General features: G+C 37.7%; 14 protein-coding genes and 1 pseudogene. 6 read left to right on the top strand and 9 right to left on the bottom strand.

Translation table 11 applies throughout. The features are described 5' to 3' along the window. Positions 1 to 6 precede the first annotated feature (6 nt). Complete coding sequence (gene cxpE, locus I8T81_RS04695; protein WP_198072228.1) at positions 7 to 1,200, bottom strand: chloramphenicol efflux transporter CxpE; 1,194 nt, start codon at positions 1,198 to 1,200, stop codon at positions 7 to 9. Positions 1,201 to 1,335: 135 nt separating this feature from the next. Between cxpE and purM the strand changes: the two genes are divergently transcribed. Both purM and purN read left to right on the top strand, forming a co-directional pair. Beyond that, positions 1,336 to 2,406, top strand: coding sequence for a phosphoribosylformylglycinamidine cyclo-ligase (gene purM, locus I8T81_RS04690; RefSeq protein WP_198072227.1), 1,071 nt, complete (start codon positions 1,336 to 1,338; stop codon positions 2,404 to 2,406). Then, positions 2,403 to 3,032 carry a phosphoribosylglycinamide formyltransferase gene (gene purN / locus I8T81_RS04685; RefSeq protein WP_198072226.1) on the top strand — a complete coding sequence of 210 codons (630 nt, stop codon included), beginning with the start codon at positions 2,403 to 2,405 and terminating at the stop codon, positions 3,030 to 3,032. Before purM ends, purN begins: the two co-directional genes overlap by 4 nt. Positions 3,033 to 3,094: 62 nt before the next feature. Here the strand turns inward: purN and I8T81_RS04680 are convergent, their stop codons facing one another. Both I8T81_RS04680 and sppA read right to left on the bottom strand, forming a co-directional pair. Next, positions 3,095 to 3,904: an alpha/beta fold hydrolase gene (locus tag I8T81_RS04680; protein WP_198072225.1), complete on the bottom strand. Its 810-nt coding sequence runs from the start codon at positions 3,902 to 3,904 to the stop codon at positions 3,095 to 3,097. A 19-nt stretch (positions 3,905 to 3,923) separates the two neighbouring features. After that, positions 3,924 to 4,940: a signal peptide peptidase SppA gene (gene sppA, locus I8T81_RS04675; protein WP_019457289.1), complete on the bottom strand. Its 1,017-nt coding sequence runs from the start codon at positions 4,938 to 4,940 to the stop codon at positions 3,924 to 3,926. Between the two features lie 132 nt (positions 4,941 to 5,072). Between sppA and I8T81_RS04670 the strand changes: the two genes are divergently transcribed. Then, positions 5,073 to 6,056 carry a lysophospholipid acyltransferase family protein gene (locus I8T81_RS04670; RefSeq protein ID WP_198072224.1) on the top strand — a complete coding sequence of 328 codons (984 nt, stop codon included), beginning with the start codon at positions 5,073 to 5,075 and terminating at the stop codon, positions 6,054 to 6,056. Here I8T81_RS04670 and I8T81_RS04665 read toward each other — a convergent pair. The 3 genes from I8T81_RS04665 to I8T81_RS04655 form a co-directional block, all read right to left on the bottom strand. After that, entirely contained in the window at positions 6,009 to 8,441 is a 2,433-nt protein-coding gene (locus tag I8T81_RS04665) for a DNA internalization-related competence protein ComEC/Rec2 (RefSeq protein ID WP_198072223.1), read from the bottom strand. The genes I8T81_RS04670 and I8T81_RS04665 overlap by 48 nt on opposite strands. 83 nt (positions 8,442 to 8,524) lie before the next feature. Further along, complete coding sequence (lolD, locus tag I8T81_RS04660) at positions 8,525 to 9,211, bottom strand: lipoprotein-releasing ABC transporter ATP-binding protein LolD (protein ID WP_004699850.1); 687 nt, start codon at positions 9,209 to 9,211, stop codon at positions 8,525 to 8,527. After that, positions 9,204 to 10,439: a lipoprotein-releasing ABC transporter permease subunit gene (locus I8T81_RS04655; protein ID WP_031944926.1), complete on the bottom strand. Its 1,236-nt coding sequence runs from the start codon at positions 10,437 to 10,439 to the stop codon at positions 9,204 to 9,206. Before I8T81_RS04655 ends, lolD begins: the two co-directional genes overlap by 8 nt. A 137-nt stretch (positions 10,440 to 10,576) precedes the next feature. Here I8T81_RS04655 and I8T81_RS19045 point away from each other — a divergent pair. Further along, positions 10,577 to 10,657, top strand: a pseudogene (locus tag I8T81_RS19045) (PilZ domain-containing protein); the annotation flags it as partial. 29 nt (positions 10,658 to 10,686) lie between these two features. On the opposite strand, the gene I8T81_RS04650 reads toward I8T81_RS19045, so the two are convergent. Continuing rightward, the gene (locus I8T81_RS04650; protein ID WP_198072222.1) at positions 10,687 to 11,595 is read right to left on the bottom strand and encodes a DMT family transporter; all 909 of its coding nucleotides are present in this window, start codon (positions 11,593 to 11,595) and stop codon (positions 10,687 to 10,689) included. 10 nt (positions 11,596 to 11,605) lie between these two features. Continuing rightward, positions 11,606 to 12,091, bottom strand: coding sequence for a YaiI/YqxD family protein (locus I8T81_RS04645; protein WP_077163168.1), 486 nt, complete (start codon positions 12,089 to 12,091; stop codon positions 11,606 to 11,608). Between the two features lie 256 nt (positions 12,092 to 12,347). On the opposite strand from I8T81_RS04645, the gene I8T81_RS04640 reads away from it, so the two are divergent. Beyond that, positions 12,348 to 13,289, top strand: coding sequence for a hypothetical protein (locus tag I8T81_RS04640; RefSeq protein WP_198072221.1), 942 nt, complete (start codon positions 12,348 to 12,350; stop codon positions 13,287 to 13,289). 237 nt (positions 13,290 to 13,526) lie between these two features. Here the strand turns inward: I8T81_RS04640 and serC are convergent, their stop codons facing one another. Next, positions 13,527 to 14,606 (bottom strand): 3-phosphoserine/phosphohydroxythreonine transaminase, encoded by a 1,080-nt coding sequence (gene serC / locus I8T81_RS04635; protein WP_004699837.1) that lies wholly within the window; start codon positions 14,604 to 14,606, stop codon positions 13,527 to 13,529. A gap of 376 nt (positions 14,607 to 14,982) precedes the next feature. Here serC and I8T81_RS04630 point away from each other — a divergent pair, with 376 nt between their 5' ends. Further along, positions 14,983 to 16,470, top strand: coding sequence for a TolC family protein (locus tag I8T81_RS04630; protein ID WP_198072220.1), 1,488 nt, complete (start codon positions 14,983 to 14,985; stop codon positions 16,468 to 16,470). The last annotated feature ends 7 nt before the right edge of the window (positions 16,471 to 16,477 follow it).

The raw sequence follows: 16,477 nt of genomic DNA, 5'->3' as shown, positions 1-16,477 counted from the left end.
TTGAAATTATTTCTGATCTGAAAGATTCGGTGTATCTGTATCTTGCTGTTTTTTAACTTCAAGATCAAGTTTAGTATCTTCAGTTTCTATATGAATTTGCTCAATATTGCCTTCTTGGATCACTAATGTAGAAGATGGTGCATATAATGAACTCTTTTCATAGTTTTCTCTTAAATGTTTCAAGAGCACTACAATCACAGCAGCTACAGGTAATGCGATCAACATGCCTAAGAAGCCAGCAAGTTGTGCACCTGCCAAAACGGCAAATACGACAGCAACAGGCGAAAGACCAATTTTATCACCGAGTAAGAATGGTTGCAGAATGTAGCCTTCTACTGCCTGACCAATCATAAAAACCACACCAACCAGTAATAAATGCATCCAGTCCATTCCAAACTGGAATAAACTTGCAATAACAGCCGCAATAATACCGACCGCAAAACCTAGATATGGAATAATACTGGCAAGGCCTGCCACCATACCAATAATAAGCCCGACCTCTAACCCAATGACTTGAAGACCTACCGCATAGACGATACCGAGTAAGAGCATTACGAGGAATTGTCCCTTAACAAATGCTCCTAAAACACTATGACACTCACGAACAATTTGCAAAGTCGTTTCTTCATACGGACGCGGAATGAGACGACGTAAGTTTTGTAGCATACGGTCCCAATCAAGCAAGAAATAGAAAGCAATAATTGGAATTAAAACAATTGTTCCGCCAATCTGAATAAAATTCAGACCTGATTGTGCAAGCTTTAATAAAACAGCCTGAATACTGTCTGCACTGTAATTGGTCTGGACATAATCCATGACCGCTTTCGACATTTGATCGGTGTCAATTTCCATTTGCTGGACGTGAAATGTTGAAGAAATCCATGGTAATAGCTCTGCATTAATCCAATGAATCCCAGCAGGAATACTATCTCGTGCATAAACAAGCTGTTTCCAGATGAGTGGAACTAAATACCACAAAGCTACGGTTAAAGTTACACCAATACCGATAAAAACAATGCTAATTGCCAACCAACGAGGGAGCTTAATTTTTACTAGAACATCGACCAGTGGACTAAATAAATAAGCCAGGAAAAAAGCACCAAGAAATGGAATGACCACAGGCTTGAGCAAGTATAATACCCATACCAGCAATACAATACCTGCGAGTAAGAAAATACGGCGCAGCATACGATCTTGCATAAAATCTAGCCTTTTTTGATTTAATCGTTATAAATAGAAAAATATTTTTATTAAAGATAGCATTTTCGAGCATAAATAACATAAGAGTTTCGTATATTCAGGTTATAATCTGCCGCCAATGCGGAGACTTCATTTATGAGCAACTCAACTTCTACCCCAAATACCGGCTTAAGCTATAAAGATGCGGGTGTTGACATTGAAGCGGGCGACGCACTGGTCGATCGTATCAAGTCAGTCGCTAAACGTACAACTCGTCCAGAAGTAATGGGCGGACTTGGTGGCTTTGGTGCACTATGCAAAATCCCTAAAGGTTACGAAGAACCAGTTTTGGTTTCTGGAACCGATGGTGTAGGTACTAAATTACGTTTAGCACTTAACCTTAATCGTCATGACACAATCGGCCAAGATCTTGTGGCTATGTGTGTAAACGATCTTTTAGTTTGTGGCGCAGAACCATTATTCTTCCTCGACTATTATGCTACTGGTCACTTAAATGTAGATGTAGCTGCAAACGTAGTTACTGGTATCGGTAAAGGTTGTGAACTTGCAGGTTGCGCACTTGTAGGTGGTGAAACAGCTGAAATGCCAGGTATGTATGAAGACGAAGATTACGATCTTGCTGGTTTTGCCGTAGGTGTTGTTGAGCAAAGTAAAATTATTGATGGCTCTAAAGTAAAATCAGGTGATGTACTTATTGGTGTTGCATCAAGCGGTGCTCATTCAAATGGTTATTCATTACTACGTAAAATTTTAGATGTTAAGAATGTAGACTTAACTCAAGTGATTGATGGTCGCCCACTTGCTGATGTAGCAATGGAACCAACACGCATTTATGTAAAACCAGTTCTTGAGCTTTGCAAACAAGTTGATGTACATGCTATGGCACACATCACTGGTGGCGGTTTACCGGGTAACTTACCACGTGTATTACCAAATGGTGCTCAAGCAGTAATTAATGAAGCTTCTTGGGAATGGCCAGAATTATTCAAACTTTTACAACGCGAAGGCAATGTAGAACGCTTTGAAATGTACCGTACCTTTAACTGTGGTGTAGGTATGGTGATTGCAGTTGACGCAAATGATGCAGAAAAAGCAATTGAAGTGCTTAATGCTCAAGGTGAAAAAGCTTGGAAAATCGGACATATCCAAGAAAATGCTGAATCAGTGGAAGGTGCAGACGAAAAAATTCGTGTGATCTTTGAATGATGAAAATTGCTGTTCTAGTCTCTGGGAACGGCAGTAACTTACAAGCCTTGATAGATGCACGTCTATCAGGGCAAATTGTAGGTGTATTGTCTAATAAAGCCGATGCTTATGCCCTAGAGCGTGCTCAAAATGCCAATATCGCGACAGCGGTAATTTCGCATAAAGACTTTCCTAGTCGTGCCGATTTTGATGAAGCGATGCATCAGCAACTTATGGCTTGGCAAGCTGACGTTGTTATTTTAGCTGGCTTCATGCGTATTTTAACTGCTAACTTTGTCGATAAATGGCAAGGTAAAATGCTCAATATCCATCCTTCGCTATTACCCGCTTATAAAGGTGTTAATACACATCAACGTGTATTAAATACAGGTGATCGATTGCATGGTTGTACAGTTCACTTTGTAACTTCTGAACTTGATTCTGGTCAAGCAATTGCTCAATCTGCAATTGAAGTCAAAGAACATGACAATGTTGCCTCTTTGGCAGAACGTGTACATAAACTTGAGCATTTTATTTATCCTCAAGTTGCAGAATGGTTATGTAATGGCCAACTGACATGGAAAAATGGACACGCCTATTTCCGTAATCAAATTCTTGAACACCCTATTCGTTTTGCATCTTGGTAAAAGGTTTGCTCAACGAAAATTAAAAAGGACATGCATGCATGTCCTTTTTTATAGAAATCTTATTAGCGTGAATTGCTATGAATAAGCTTCTTAATATAATTCACTGTGTCAATCGGATGCTCTAGTGGGAACATATGCCCTCCTTCAACAACACTAAATGGAATTCCCATTTTACGCTTTGCCATTTGAGGGAAACCTCTTTTTAAGAAGGCACTTTCTTTTCCTACAACTAAATGTACAGGCATTTTTAGTTTTGGCATAGGTAGCCACCACCAAGAAGGATTTTTACGGAATATCGCAACTTCATCTTCACGAGAAATAGTAAGAGTTACTCCGCCACGTACCGAATCTTCTTTCAAAGCATAATCAATGTAAGCTTGAAAGCAGTCCTCATCAAAGTCTTTATAAAAACCTTTTGGACGCAATAAAGAAGCTGCTTGCTCACGTGACTCCCAATGTTCACGACGACGTGCAGATAAACCCGCAGGTGTCATGTCATCGACTATTTTAGGTTTAAACAGTTTTGCCATATGAAAAGCAAAAGAGTATCGACCCAAAATAAGAGGCGGATCTAACATAATCACTTGTGAGAAAAGCTCAGGGCGTTTAAAGGATGCCATTAAGGTCAAAACTGAACCCAGCGAATGACCAAGTCCGATCACCTTTCGCCCTTTAGCTTGACGAACAATACTATCAATCACCTGATCAACCAAAAAAGGCCAATGATCGGTAATTGGATAACGTTTGTCAGGACCAATAAGAGGAACATAAATGACGTCATACTCATCTTTTAATTGATCAAACAATTTTTGATACACCATAGATGGCACACCATTAGCATGCGCAAAGTGTATAACCGGTTTTACTGACATACCGTTATCCTGATTTAAATTATTGTAGCTTGGCGTTTTGACTCGTCTCTAAACGTTGAGCAACCGACTCACTTAAGCCTTTACCCATTTCTGCCCCCATTCGACCAAGGATAGATTGTAATGGGTTACGTTCAATCGTGTAGTCAACTTTATTATCAAGCTTCAGTTCACGCATCAAGCTCGTAATGTTACCTGAACGGTCAGCAACACCTAACTGGATTGCTTGTTCACCAGTCCAGAAAAGACCAGAGAAAATAGCAGGATCATTAGATTTTAAGCGTTTCCCACGTCCTTCTTTCACTGCATTAATAAAATGAGTGTGGACGTTATCGAGTACAGATTGAATATGCTCTCTTTGTACAGGATTGATCGGTTTTGTCATACTTAAAATGTCTTTATTGGTACCCGCGGTTAAAGTACGGTCTTCAATTCCGAGTTTTTGAGCTAAGCCAGTAATGCCATAATTTGGCATAATGACACCAATTGAACCGACTAAACTTGATGGATTCACAATAATTTCATCAGCAGCAGAAGCAATATAGTAAGCACCTGAAGCACCCATATCACCAATTACTGCATAGACTTTCTTATCAGGATGTTCTTTTTTCAAATAGCGAATTTCTTGCCAAATTTCGTCTGACTGAACAGGAGAACCGCCAGGAGAATTAATATTAAGTGCAATTGCTTTGCTATTTGAAGCTTCAAAAGCACGTTTAAGGGCTTTATTTGTATCTTCACTATTTACCGCTTGATTGCTTGAAGCATCAATGGTTCCAACAATATCAACCACAGCCAGATGAGCACTACTGCTGCTTGCTGCAGAGCTTTCCTTGCTGGTTGAGCAACCTTTACCCATTAATACAACAATGAACAATAGATAAATAAAAGTAAGTGTTTTAAAGAATATACCCCAGCGACGACTACGGCGTTGTTCTTCCACAGAAGCGAGTACAGCTTTCTCAAGGATTTGCCATTCTGGTCCGTTCTGTTTAGGGGTTATAGGTTCATTTTGTGGTTTTGGTGGCCAATCGGACATAAAATTCCAATCCAAATCAATCGAAATGATGTCATTATATACATTGATTTGATAAAAACTGTCTAAATAATATGATTTCATTTATAATATTTTTGTCTTTTTTTACTTGTTGTTTCCTCCCTACTGCTATAGATGACTAGACCAGATTCAAAAAGCATGAACTATCAATTACTCAAAACATTTAGCCGACTACCTATTCAATTTGGGCGTTCTATTGCTCGTATATTGGCTGGCCTAGTAAATACTCTAAAAATTACCAGAACATCAAAAAGTATAGAACTTAATTTAAGAATTGCTCTGCCCCATTTAACACCGGAACAGCGTATAGCGATTACAGAAAAAGCTGTCAGAAATGAGCTGACCTCATATTTTGAGTTTTTAAGTATTTGGGGTTCATCCAACCAAGAAAACATTGCTCGTATCCATCGTATAGAAGGTGAACAATATTTTCATGATGCACTAGCTGAAAAAAAAGGGGTTGTATTAGTCGTCCCACATTTTGGTACATGGGAAGTCATGAATGCATGGTGCGCCCAGTTCACATCAATGACCATTTTATATAAACCAGTCAAAAATGATGATGCTGATCGTTTTGTACGAGAAGCTCGCAGTCGTGAACAAGCAAATTTAGTTCCGACCGATGAAAGTGGTGTAAGACAAATTTTTAAAGCACTCAAAAAGGGGGAAACTACAGTCATTTTGCCAGATCACACTCCAAACATTGGGGGAGATATGGTGAAGTATTTTGGTGTTCCACTTGCTTCAAGTAATTTAAGTGCAAAACTCATCCAAAAAACAAAAGCGAAAGCTTTATTTCTCTATGCAATCCGTAATAAAAATGACGGCTTTACCATGCATATTGAACCTATGGATGAGAAAATTTATGAAGGCTCTGCGGATGATGGTACTTATGTCATCCACCAAGCAATTGAGCAGCTCATTCATAAATATCCAGAACACTATCACTGGAGCTATAAACGCTTTAAAGCAAACCCAGCTTTAGATAATGTTTATAATATTGACCCTTTAGAAGCGATAAAAACTGTGAATAGACTCAAAGCTGAAGCTTTAGAAAGCTCTACGCAACCAGAGCCGCTCAAAACGTCGGTCGTGTAAAACCATCTTGTGATTCTCCAGAACAAAACTTAACTCCCCTTGCTCTACTGTACTTTTAAGTGGGATATGAAGGGCTTTTAAACGATTGATAGCCTCTTGGCTAGGATGGCCATACCGGTTATCAAACCCTGCTGATGCAATTGCCAGTTTTGGTTTTAAAGTTGCCAGGAAATCATAAGCAGAGCTGTGCTTGCTTCCATGATGACCCAATATCAAAACATCTACTTTTAAGCGTGGATAGTCTTTTAACAACTCGTATTCTGCTTCCCATCCTGCATCTCCCATAATCAGAAAATTTTGGTAATCACTGACTCCTTTAAAGTGGATATATACAACGCAAGAATATTGGTTCTGTTGAGAATGTACAAAAACTAAATCTTTTTCTTTAGGCCATAAAACTTTAATATCTAACTCAGGATATTGCCATTGTTGTCCTTGATGACAATATTGAAATGACTGCTTGAAAGTATTTGAAGATTGCTCATTTGAAATAACTTGCTTGACTGGAATTACTTGCTGAATGGCAGGAAAAGCGCCACTATGATCTTGGTCAAGATGAGAGAGCACGACACGATCTAATTGTTTTACACCTTGTTGGCGTAAAAATGGGACTACAACATTTTGACCGATACTGAATTTTTTTTCATCGTAAGAACCACCTGTATCAATTAGCCAGTTTTGTTCAGGCTGCTGCAACAAAATAGCTTGCCCCTGCCCAACATCTAAAATATGAAGCTGAATTTGCTGGTTCGTTTTGTTCATTACAATTAGGGGTAAACAACAGAGTACTCCCCATGTTTTTGGCAAAACACCTTTAGGTAAAAATAAAATAAGAATACCTAAACTCACTGCGAATAAAGCCAGTGGCGTCAAGCTTATACCTTGTAGTGGTAAAGAGAGTTTTTCTAATAAGCTTAAGCAACTTAGTAAGATACTGAGTAAAATATCATTAAACTGAAATAGCATATTCCCGAATGGTTTGAGGATAAACCATGCACAAGTAGCCATGATATTTAAAGGGACTATAACACCACCAACAATAGGCACAGCAATAATATTGGTTAATGGAGCAACCCAAGAAATTTGTTGAAAGAAAAGTAAGGTTAAAGGACTCAATGCAATAAATATTTTGCCTTGAGACTCAATTAACACCTTACTCATAAAAATCAGTTTTGAGCTTAAGCTAAAAAAATGTTGCTCAGGTAACAGTACTATAGTTTGATAAATTCTTAATAAAATAAAGCATGCCCCATAAGACAGCCAAAAACCTGCAGAAAGGACACTAAACGGGTCCATTAGCAACAATAGACTTGCGCTATATACCAGTAATGCAAATGGTTTAAGGGGTTGTTTTAATATTAGGAAGGAAATAAATATAGAGACTGACAACAATGTCCGTAGTGCAGGAATTTCAAACCCAACAAAAGCTGTATAAATTAAAACCCCGAAACTAAATGGTACAGCCAATAAAATTTGTTTGGGTTTCCATAAATAAATTTGAGGGTAATAACGACAAATGAGTTGATGACACACCCAAGACAACATGATGGCAAAAATAAGTACATGTGGACCCGAAATCGCCAATAAGTGAGCAATTCCTAATTGTTTAAACTGTAGTTGAGTTTCATCTGATAAAAGACTTTCATCACCCGTCAGCAAAGCTAAAAGTAGGCCCTTTTGTTGTAGCGTAGAATTTTTCAATAAATGCCTAAAATTCAAACGAAGCTTTTCTATATGTAAATGTAATCTATTAAAAAAGGACTGCTGTCCTCTTAAATGCTGTTGATATCCCAATCGATAGATCTCATCCAGGCTTAAAGGCTCAATATGCTGAACAATAAAACCAGACATGATATTTCGCTGAATAAACCACTTTTCCTGATCAAAAGCTCCTGTTGTGGCATAACTATGAGCAGGTTTTGTTTTTCCAGATAATCGATAGTAATGGCCTAATTCAAGTTCTTGACTGCCCTTCAAAACACCCTGATTATTATTTTTCAAATACAATAGCCAATTTACTGGTTCTTTTGATAAGTTTAATACTTGTGCAGTTTGTTGAACTTTATTGTCTTTTTCTTCACTGAGTTGCTTTATATGAACAATAATATCGAGATTCTTTGAATCTGTTTCTCTTTGTTGTAAGCGTTCGATCAGTGCATTCTCGGCATATTGATACCCCACAATAAACAGACTTGTTGTACATAACAGGCAATAAATAACCTTTAAAAGTGGTCGACCAACAAATACTGATCGTTTAAAAAGATAAAAAATAAAGGTAAGTAAAAGTAGAACTTTAGCTACTTCTCCATATTGCATGATTAAAGGTAAATGAATACCCATTAATGCAATACCGCCAATCCACCCCAATAGAATAATTTTAAACATTCAAAATCTTGTCATTATCATTTTAGGGGCAAAATTAAAGCCCAACTGAGTGGGCTTTAACAATGTGATTTAATGACAATTTTTTAAGAACCGCTTACCCACAAACCATCTTCCATATGTAAGATAGAATCTGCCGCCTGAGCCAATTGCTCATCATGGGTCACAATGAGCATTGCCATGTTTAGTTCTTTCTTAAGATCAGTAAGTAACTCAAAAATACCCACAGCTGTTTTACGGTCCAAATTACCCGTTGGTTCATCAGCAAGAACGACCGCAGGCTTAGTCACCAATGCTCGAGCAAGAGCCACACGTTGACGCTCACCACCAGAAAGTTCACCTGGTTTATGGTCCATACGATGAGATAGCCCAACTCGATCTAGCAAATACTCAGCTTGTGCCTTTACAGACTTAAATTGACTGTCTGCTCGAAGCATTAAAGGCATTGCTACATTTTCAAGTGCAGAAAACTCAGGTAACAAGTGGTGAAATTGATACACAAAACCTAGGTATTTATTGCGTTGGAAACCACGCTCTGCTTCACCCAAGTTATCAAAGCGCTGTCCATTTAGAAATACTTGCCCTTGAGTTGGTTGCTCTAAGCCACCAAGTGCATGCAACAAAGTACTTTTACCCGAACCACTTGCACCGACAATAGATACAAACTGCCCTGCTTCAACCTGTAAAGAAAGACCTTTAATGACTTCAACCTTAGATTTACCGTCATCAAAATGCTTATAAATCTCTTTTGCTTCTAAAACGATTTTACTCATAACGCAATGCCTCGGCAGGTTGAACTTTGGCTGCACGAAGTGCCGGATAAATAGTTGCCAAGAAACTTAAGAGTAAAGAAACAATTACGATAATTGTCACATCTTGCCATCTTAAGTAAGAAGGTAAGTAATGTACAAAATAGGCATCGAACAAATTAAGTCCGAGCACATTATTAAACCAAGAAATAATATCGCTAATTGTAAGTGCCAAAATTACACCTAAAACCGTACCAGCAACTGTACCAATCACCCCAATCACTGTACCTTGCACCATAAAGATTTTAGTAATCATAGATGGTGACGCACCTAAAGTACGTAAAATTGCAATGTCCGATTTTTTGTCGGTAACCACCATGACCAAAGAAGAGACAATATTAAATGCCGCAACTACAATAATCAGTACAAGTAATAAACCAACTAATGTTTTTTCCATTTGAATGGCGTTAAACAAATTACCGTGTGTATAGGTCCAGTTCGTTGCATAGAAATTGCTTGGTAAATTTTTCACAATATCATCGGCAACTTGAGGAGCAGCAAAGATATCATCCATTTTTAAACGGACGCCTTGAGCACCATCAGGTAAACGCAATAAAGTCGATGCATCATATAAAGCAATGTACCCGACCATTGAGTCCACTTCAGCACCTACGCTGAAAATACCAACCACTTTAAAGCGCTTAAAACGAGGCACAACACCTGCTGGAGATGGCGTTGCTTCAGGTAAAACCAGTGTCACGCTGTCATTTAGACGTAAACCAAGTGAATCAGCCATGTCTTTACCAAGCACAATACCGAACTCACCTTTTTTCAGTGAGTCAAGGCTACCAGCAACAATATGATCCTGAATAATAGATACATTCTTCTCATATTTTGGGTCAATACCCGTCACCATAATACCAGCCACTTGCCCTTGAGCAGTTAACATACCTTGCAATTGGGTAAAAGGTGCAACTCCAGTGACATGGGGATGTTTTTCAACTCGTTTAACCAGCTCAGGCCAATCCGTAAGAATTTGCGTCGATGAAACTGTCGCTTGCGGAACCATTCCCAAAACACGATTTTTCAATTCGCGGTCGAAACCGTTCATTACAGAAAGTACCGTGATCAGTACAGCAACACCAAGTGTCAAACCGATCATCGAAACCAATGCAATAAAAGAAATAAAATGATTACTGCGTCGTGCGCGAGTATATCTCAACCCTATATACAGTGAGATTGGTTTAAACATACCTTCTAAATCCAAGGTCATTGATGGAAAATAGAGAAATGCAAGTTACACTTCCTATTTGGCCATATCGTTAGATGCAGTATTAAGGTTTAAAAATCAGTAAGTTCTGACCTATCCTTAACAATCCTAATATTATATTGCTGCGCTATTTTCTACTACTTAAGATATGAGATCAATTTGATCATGCATTTAGCTACGAATTAGAACAATTTAATGAATAAGCTCAACAAATTACCCTCATCTTCTGCTATTTAGATTTAATATGTTGAGCAAAATTACGGTTTGCCTGAATGTCTTTATAGAAATAAAGGAATAGACCAAACAAGATAATAAATGCCCCCACAAAAACCATCATCGAAAGATGCTCATGATTTAAAACAGCACCAATCACCATAGCTAACATAGGTGTAATAACGGTGGTAAGCGATAAAGTGGTTGCCTTTATATTTTGTACAAGTTTGAAATAACAGAACATAGCCACAAGCGAGGCCATAAGCACTGTATAAATTAAAGCAAATAGAGATTTAGCTTGCGGTAAATGGGTCGGTGCATATTGCCAAATAAATGGAATTAGGCAGCTCGCCAAAAGTGAAGATACCAAAATTGAGCCTGTTGCCTGAGCCATAGGTTGAATTTTGGCATTTACTTTTTTTACCCAAAAAATAGAAAATGAATAAACGAAAACACTAATCAACATTAAAACAATGCCAAATGGATGCACGTGCTGACCAGACCCATTTAAGCAAATGATTGCTAGGCCACAAACAGCAATCGCCATACCAAGCCACTGTAGTTTATAAAGATGCTGACCAAACCCGAAACGACCAATTAAACCAGCCATAATAGGTGCCAGACCGAACATAAGGGCGATCATGCCTGAACTTAAATATTGGGTCGCAGCATAAGTAAAAATTTGAGAGCCAATTAAACTAAAAGAACCTGCAAAATAACTATGGAGAGCTTGTTTATGAATCGGAAAAGCTGTTTTTAAGACCAATAACACGATAACCGAAAGAGGTAATGCTATATAAAAACGTAACAGCACAGCCCACATAACATGTAAGTCAGACACGCTCCATACAATGGCTAAAGGCGTCGTTGCCCAAATAAATACAAGCAACACATACGTTGAAGCCAAGTTGGTTTGGGATGGCATAAGAGGCTCACTAAGCAGTTTTACGTTTTTGCTTTAAAATCGTTTGGTCGAGTGAACTCGAGAACTCACGCTTATCACGTTCTGAAATTGGAGGTGGGCCACCTGTCTGTACACCAGCGCCGCGCAGCGTGTCCATAAAATCACGTAAGTGCAAACGTGCTTTTACGTTCGCAGTGGTATAAATTTCACCCCGTGGATGAATCGCAATACCGCCCTTTTCAATGACTTGAGCAGCAAGCGGAATATCCTGCGTAATGACAATGTCATTTTCAGACATACGGTCTACAATTTCCTGATCAGCCTGATCGGCTCCACTTAAAACCTGTATTGATTTAATACGTACCGATGGGGTAATTCCGACATTTTGATTGGCTACAAAAATCACTTCTAACTGATAACGATCTGAAGCTCGTAAAATGACTTCACGCAAAATTTTAGGTAATGCATCTGCGTCTACCCACAGCTTAAATGGCAGCACGTTATTCTCTATTTCCACTAAAAATATAAGTCTAACAGATGCATTTCACTCGAGAATAGCGCTAAATATAAAACTTATTTTCTAAATTTAATTTTAACAATACCTTAACAATCGAGCATATTCACTCTTAAAAGCGAGTGATTTATCGATTGGAAGGATTTTTGATAACTAAATATGTGCTTTTACAAGAGAATTTACACATGTTGACTTGAAAAATAGCAATTACCCTCGATTTAATATAACAAGTGAGATAAACCCAACATCAATCGTACTTATGAAAAATCAAAACAGTCCAGAAGTTATTACGGTAAACGACCAAAATTTTGGTAGTCATGGCGAGCATTGGAATCTATTAACCTCCCATCCAGAGACAGATGTACCAAAATGGCTTGGACTGGCGCTTGATGCACCTGTAATGCCAATGGGCTTATGTCAGCATGAAGATGAGATGGATCAATCTTTCTGGTTAATTCAAGGTCCTCAAGGACAGAATGTCAGCATTAACCAAATTATTGCGGTTGAAAATCAAAAACCGCGCGCACTAAAAACAGCATTTCCTAGTTTTGAAAGTCCTTATCAATATAATGCAAAAATTGAGCGCATCATTACTTGTGACTCAGCAACTCAGGCAGTATTAAGTTTAAGATTAAATAAAAATACGACTGTTTATGCATTTGATAATTTATTTAGTGTTAATCGTTGTCAATATGACAAAACCCAAACTTATCAAGTTCAATTTAATGCATGGGCCTATGAGTTAGAACCAGTACCTGCTGGTGAAACCATTGTTGTAGATGACCCAGCATCTATTAAACACCACCGTGCGTTAAATGCAATTTTGACTGAACATAATGGAATTGCACCTGAAAATCTACAAGAGCTCATTAATGAATGGCAACCAAAAACTGAGGAAGATCATGAACCTGTAACGGTCGATTTTTCTAAAATGGTTGCATATTTATATGGAGAAAATCTTGGTCAGGAAGATGAAGCTTGGTTCCAAGGTAATATTGTCGGTAAAACTTCAATGTCATTTATGGGAGCAGAATATACTCTTTATGATGTCACTTTAGTTTTAGAAGATGATCTTCCTGCCATATTAGTGCGCATTGCGACCCAAAATGATTTGTACAAAAACTTTAATATTGGTGAATATATTCGCGGTAATATCTGGATTCAGGCGAATATTTATGCTAAAAATAGTGAAACTAATTGAATTTCACTAATATTTTAAAAATTAGGCTATTGAATGAAGATTATACCTGAACAAACCACCAGCCTCATTCAAACTAGTAACCCACGTATAAGGGTCGATACTGGTGCGTTTTGCTTTTTTGTTTTAGGTATGTTCTTAGCCGCAATGATAATCCATCAATTTGGTTTTGTCCCTTTTTAATGAATAAATTGCACAATAAAAAAGCCCTCTTTCGAGGGCTTTATTTATTTGATTTACTTAACCATTACGTTTAGCAAAATCATCCATAAAGCGAATAAGCGCTTGAACGCCTTCTAATGGAACTGCGTTATAAATACTTGCACGCATACCACCAACTGAGCGATGACCTGCTAAGTTCAATAAATGATTTTCTTCAGCTTCTTTCAAGAATTGCTTTTCTAAAGCTTCATCTGCCAAAGTAAATGGTACATTCATAATTGAACGGTTTGGAATAGCAATCGGGTTATTATAAAAATCGCTTGAATCGATATAACCATAAAGTAACTGAGCTTTTTCAAGGTTAACTTTATGAATAGCGTCTACCCCACCCTGCTCTAGTAACCATTCGAATACTAAACCAGACAAGTACCAAGCATAAGTCGATGGTGTATTTACCATAGAACCATTTTTCGCTTGATCACCATATTTTAAAATGCTTGGAATTTCTGGTTTAGCTTGGTCAAGTAAATCATCACGAACAATAACGATTGTTAAACCAGCAGGACCAATATTTTTTTGTGCACCAGCATAGATTAAACCGAACTTGGTCACATCTAATGGAGCAGATAAAATACTTGATGAATAGTCACAAACAAGTGGTGCTTTAACGTCAGGAATACCTGCAAACTGTAAACCACCAATTGTTTCATTATCTGCATAGTGAACATAAGCAGCATTATCAGATAAGTTCCATTCGCTTTGATCAGAAATTGCGAACTTACCATCTACTTTAATGCCTGCTTCGACAGCATTAATATCGCCATAGCGTTTTGCTTCTTTTAACGCTTTTTCAGACCAAATTCCTGTATGGATATAATCTGCTTTGTTATTTTTACCAAGCAGATTTAAAGGAATTGCTGAAAATTGTAATGACGCGCCACCTTGTAAAAATAGCACTTTATAGTTTTCAGGAATATTCATAAGCTTACGCAAGTCAGCTTCAGCTTTTTCAGCCACAGCAACATAGTCAGCACTACGGTGACTCATTTCCATGATGGATAGACCTTTACCTTGCCAATCCAACAATTCTTGTTGAGCTTTTTCTAAAACGGCAGTAGGTAATGCAGCAGGACCAGCACAGAAATTGTACGCGCGCATGATTTTTCCCTTGTAAAGTGAAACACAATAAAAAAAGGCATTTAACCACAGATTGCTTAAGGTTGCAGCAGCTTCTCTAGTAAATATTTCAATGCTAGGGCGTATTTAGGTTTATTTTTTCAATAACTATTTTATTTATTTCTTTGCTTTCACTTATTTTTTTATAAGTTTTATTAAATAAAGTTCAACTTGACTTGTGAATGGAGTTTCCCATACTGTGATGAATATATAAAGTTTGCTGTATGATTTTCCATCAAGAAAAGTAAACTCAAAATCATTTTGTGCTTTTATACAATTGTATAATAAACAATATGATAATTGAATTTAATAACAAGAAATTTAAACTATAAGGGATGATCAAAAATTGTTATATAAAATGCCAACACATCAGTATCGACAGTCAATACGCCCTTTTCTCTTTAAACCCAATTATCTTGCTTTGGTATTGGGAATATTTATTGCAACGCCTATTTATGCACAAAGCTTAAGTTATGCCGAAGCTGAACAACAAGCTTTAAAAAGCTCATATAGCACCCAAGCCAACCAAGCATTGCAACAAGCTTCTCAATTAGAAGCTGAAGCAGTCAAAGGCCTAGGGTTACCTAGAGTTGATTTAAACGTAAGAGCATACGCATTTCACAGTGAAACAGACGTACCACTTGGTGGTTTCAAACAAAAGCTTGAGAATGATTTAAGCCAAGGGCTAAATGACAAATTGTCCCAGTGGAACAATGTCATTCCATCCGATGTTTTGGGACAAATTCAGGAAGGTTCAAACCAAATCATCCATGATGGCATAAATCGCTTTCCTAACTACGCTAATTTGACTTTAGAAGATCAGGTCGTACGCCCGTCTATTTCAGTTGTGATGCCACTTTATACAGGGGGCTTAACCAGCAGTGCAAAAAAGATAGCCAACATTCAAGCTCAGCGCTCAGAGCTTTCAAGCCAACAACAACAAGATATCCAGCGGTTTGAAGTCGTACAAAGTTATTTTAATGTGCAATTACAACAGCAACTGGTCGCGAGTAGCTTATTTAACTTTAATGCAATGCAGAAACATTATAGCAATGCGTTAAAGCTCGAACAGCAAGGTTTTATTAGTAAAGGTCAACGCATGCAATTTGAAGTTGCTCGTAACAATGCAGAGCGAGCTTTACAAAACGCACAAGCAAACCTAAATGCTAGTCAATTCAGTTTAAACAATCTTCTTCATCAGCAAAGTAATGCTGATTTAAGTACTCCTCTTTTTGTAAATACAGTTCGTAGCCAATCTTTAGAAACACTGCTAAGTAGTTACACTCAAAAATCAAGTCTTGTGCAAAAAATGCAGTTAGATACCCAATTGGCTAATGCAAATATTCAAGCTCAACAAGCAGCAAAGAAACCAAGTCTATTTGCTTTTGGCGAATATGCACTAGATAAAAAGGAAAACTGGATTGTAGGTGTGATGGCAAAGTACAACTTGTTTTCAGGTGTAGATAAAAATAAGAATATTCATGCGGCCGAGTTAAAACGTTATGCCTCAGAACTATTAACTGAGCGAACTAAACAAGAAATTGAAGGATTATTAAATAAGTCATATAACGAGCTCAATTCAGCACAGCAAAGTCACACGTTATTGCAAAGAAATATTAGTGCAGCTCAAGAAAACTTGCGTATTCAGGAACTTTCATTCCGTGAAGGTATGGGAACAGCCACACAAGTTATTGATGCACAAAATGCATTAAGTGCTCTAAAAACAGAAATGGCTTTAAATGCATATAAATATGTCATGTCACTTGCAACCTTATTGCAAAGCCATGGTTCTATGGACCAGTTTAAAGCTTATGTGACTCAACCACATACTGACTATATCCGCTAATAGGGGG

The sequence above is a fragment of the Acinetobacter seifertii genome (genome assembly GCF_016064815.1).
Taxonomy (GTDB): Bacteria; Pseudomonadota; Gammaproteobacteria; order Pseudomonadales; family Moraxellaceae; genus Acinetobacter; species Acinetobacter seifertii.
The sequence above is the reverse complement of the archived record's forward strand: the minus strand, read 5'-3'. Positions and strand labels throughout refer to the sequence as shown.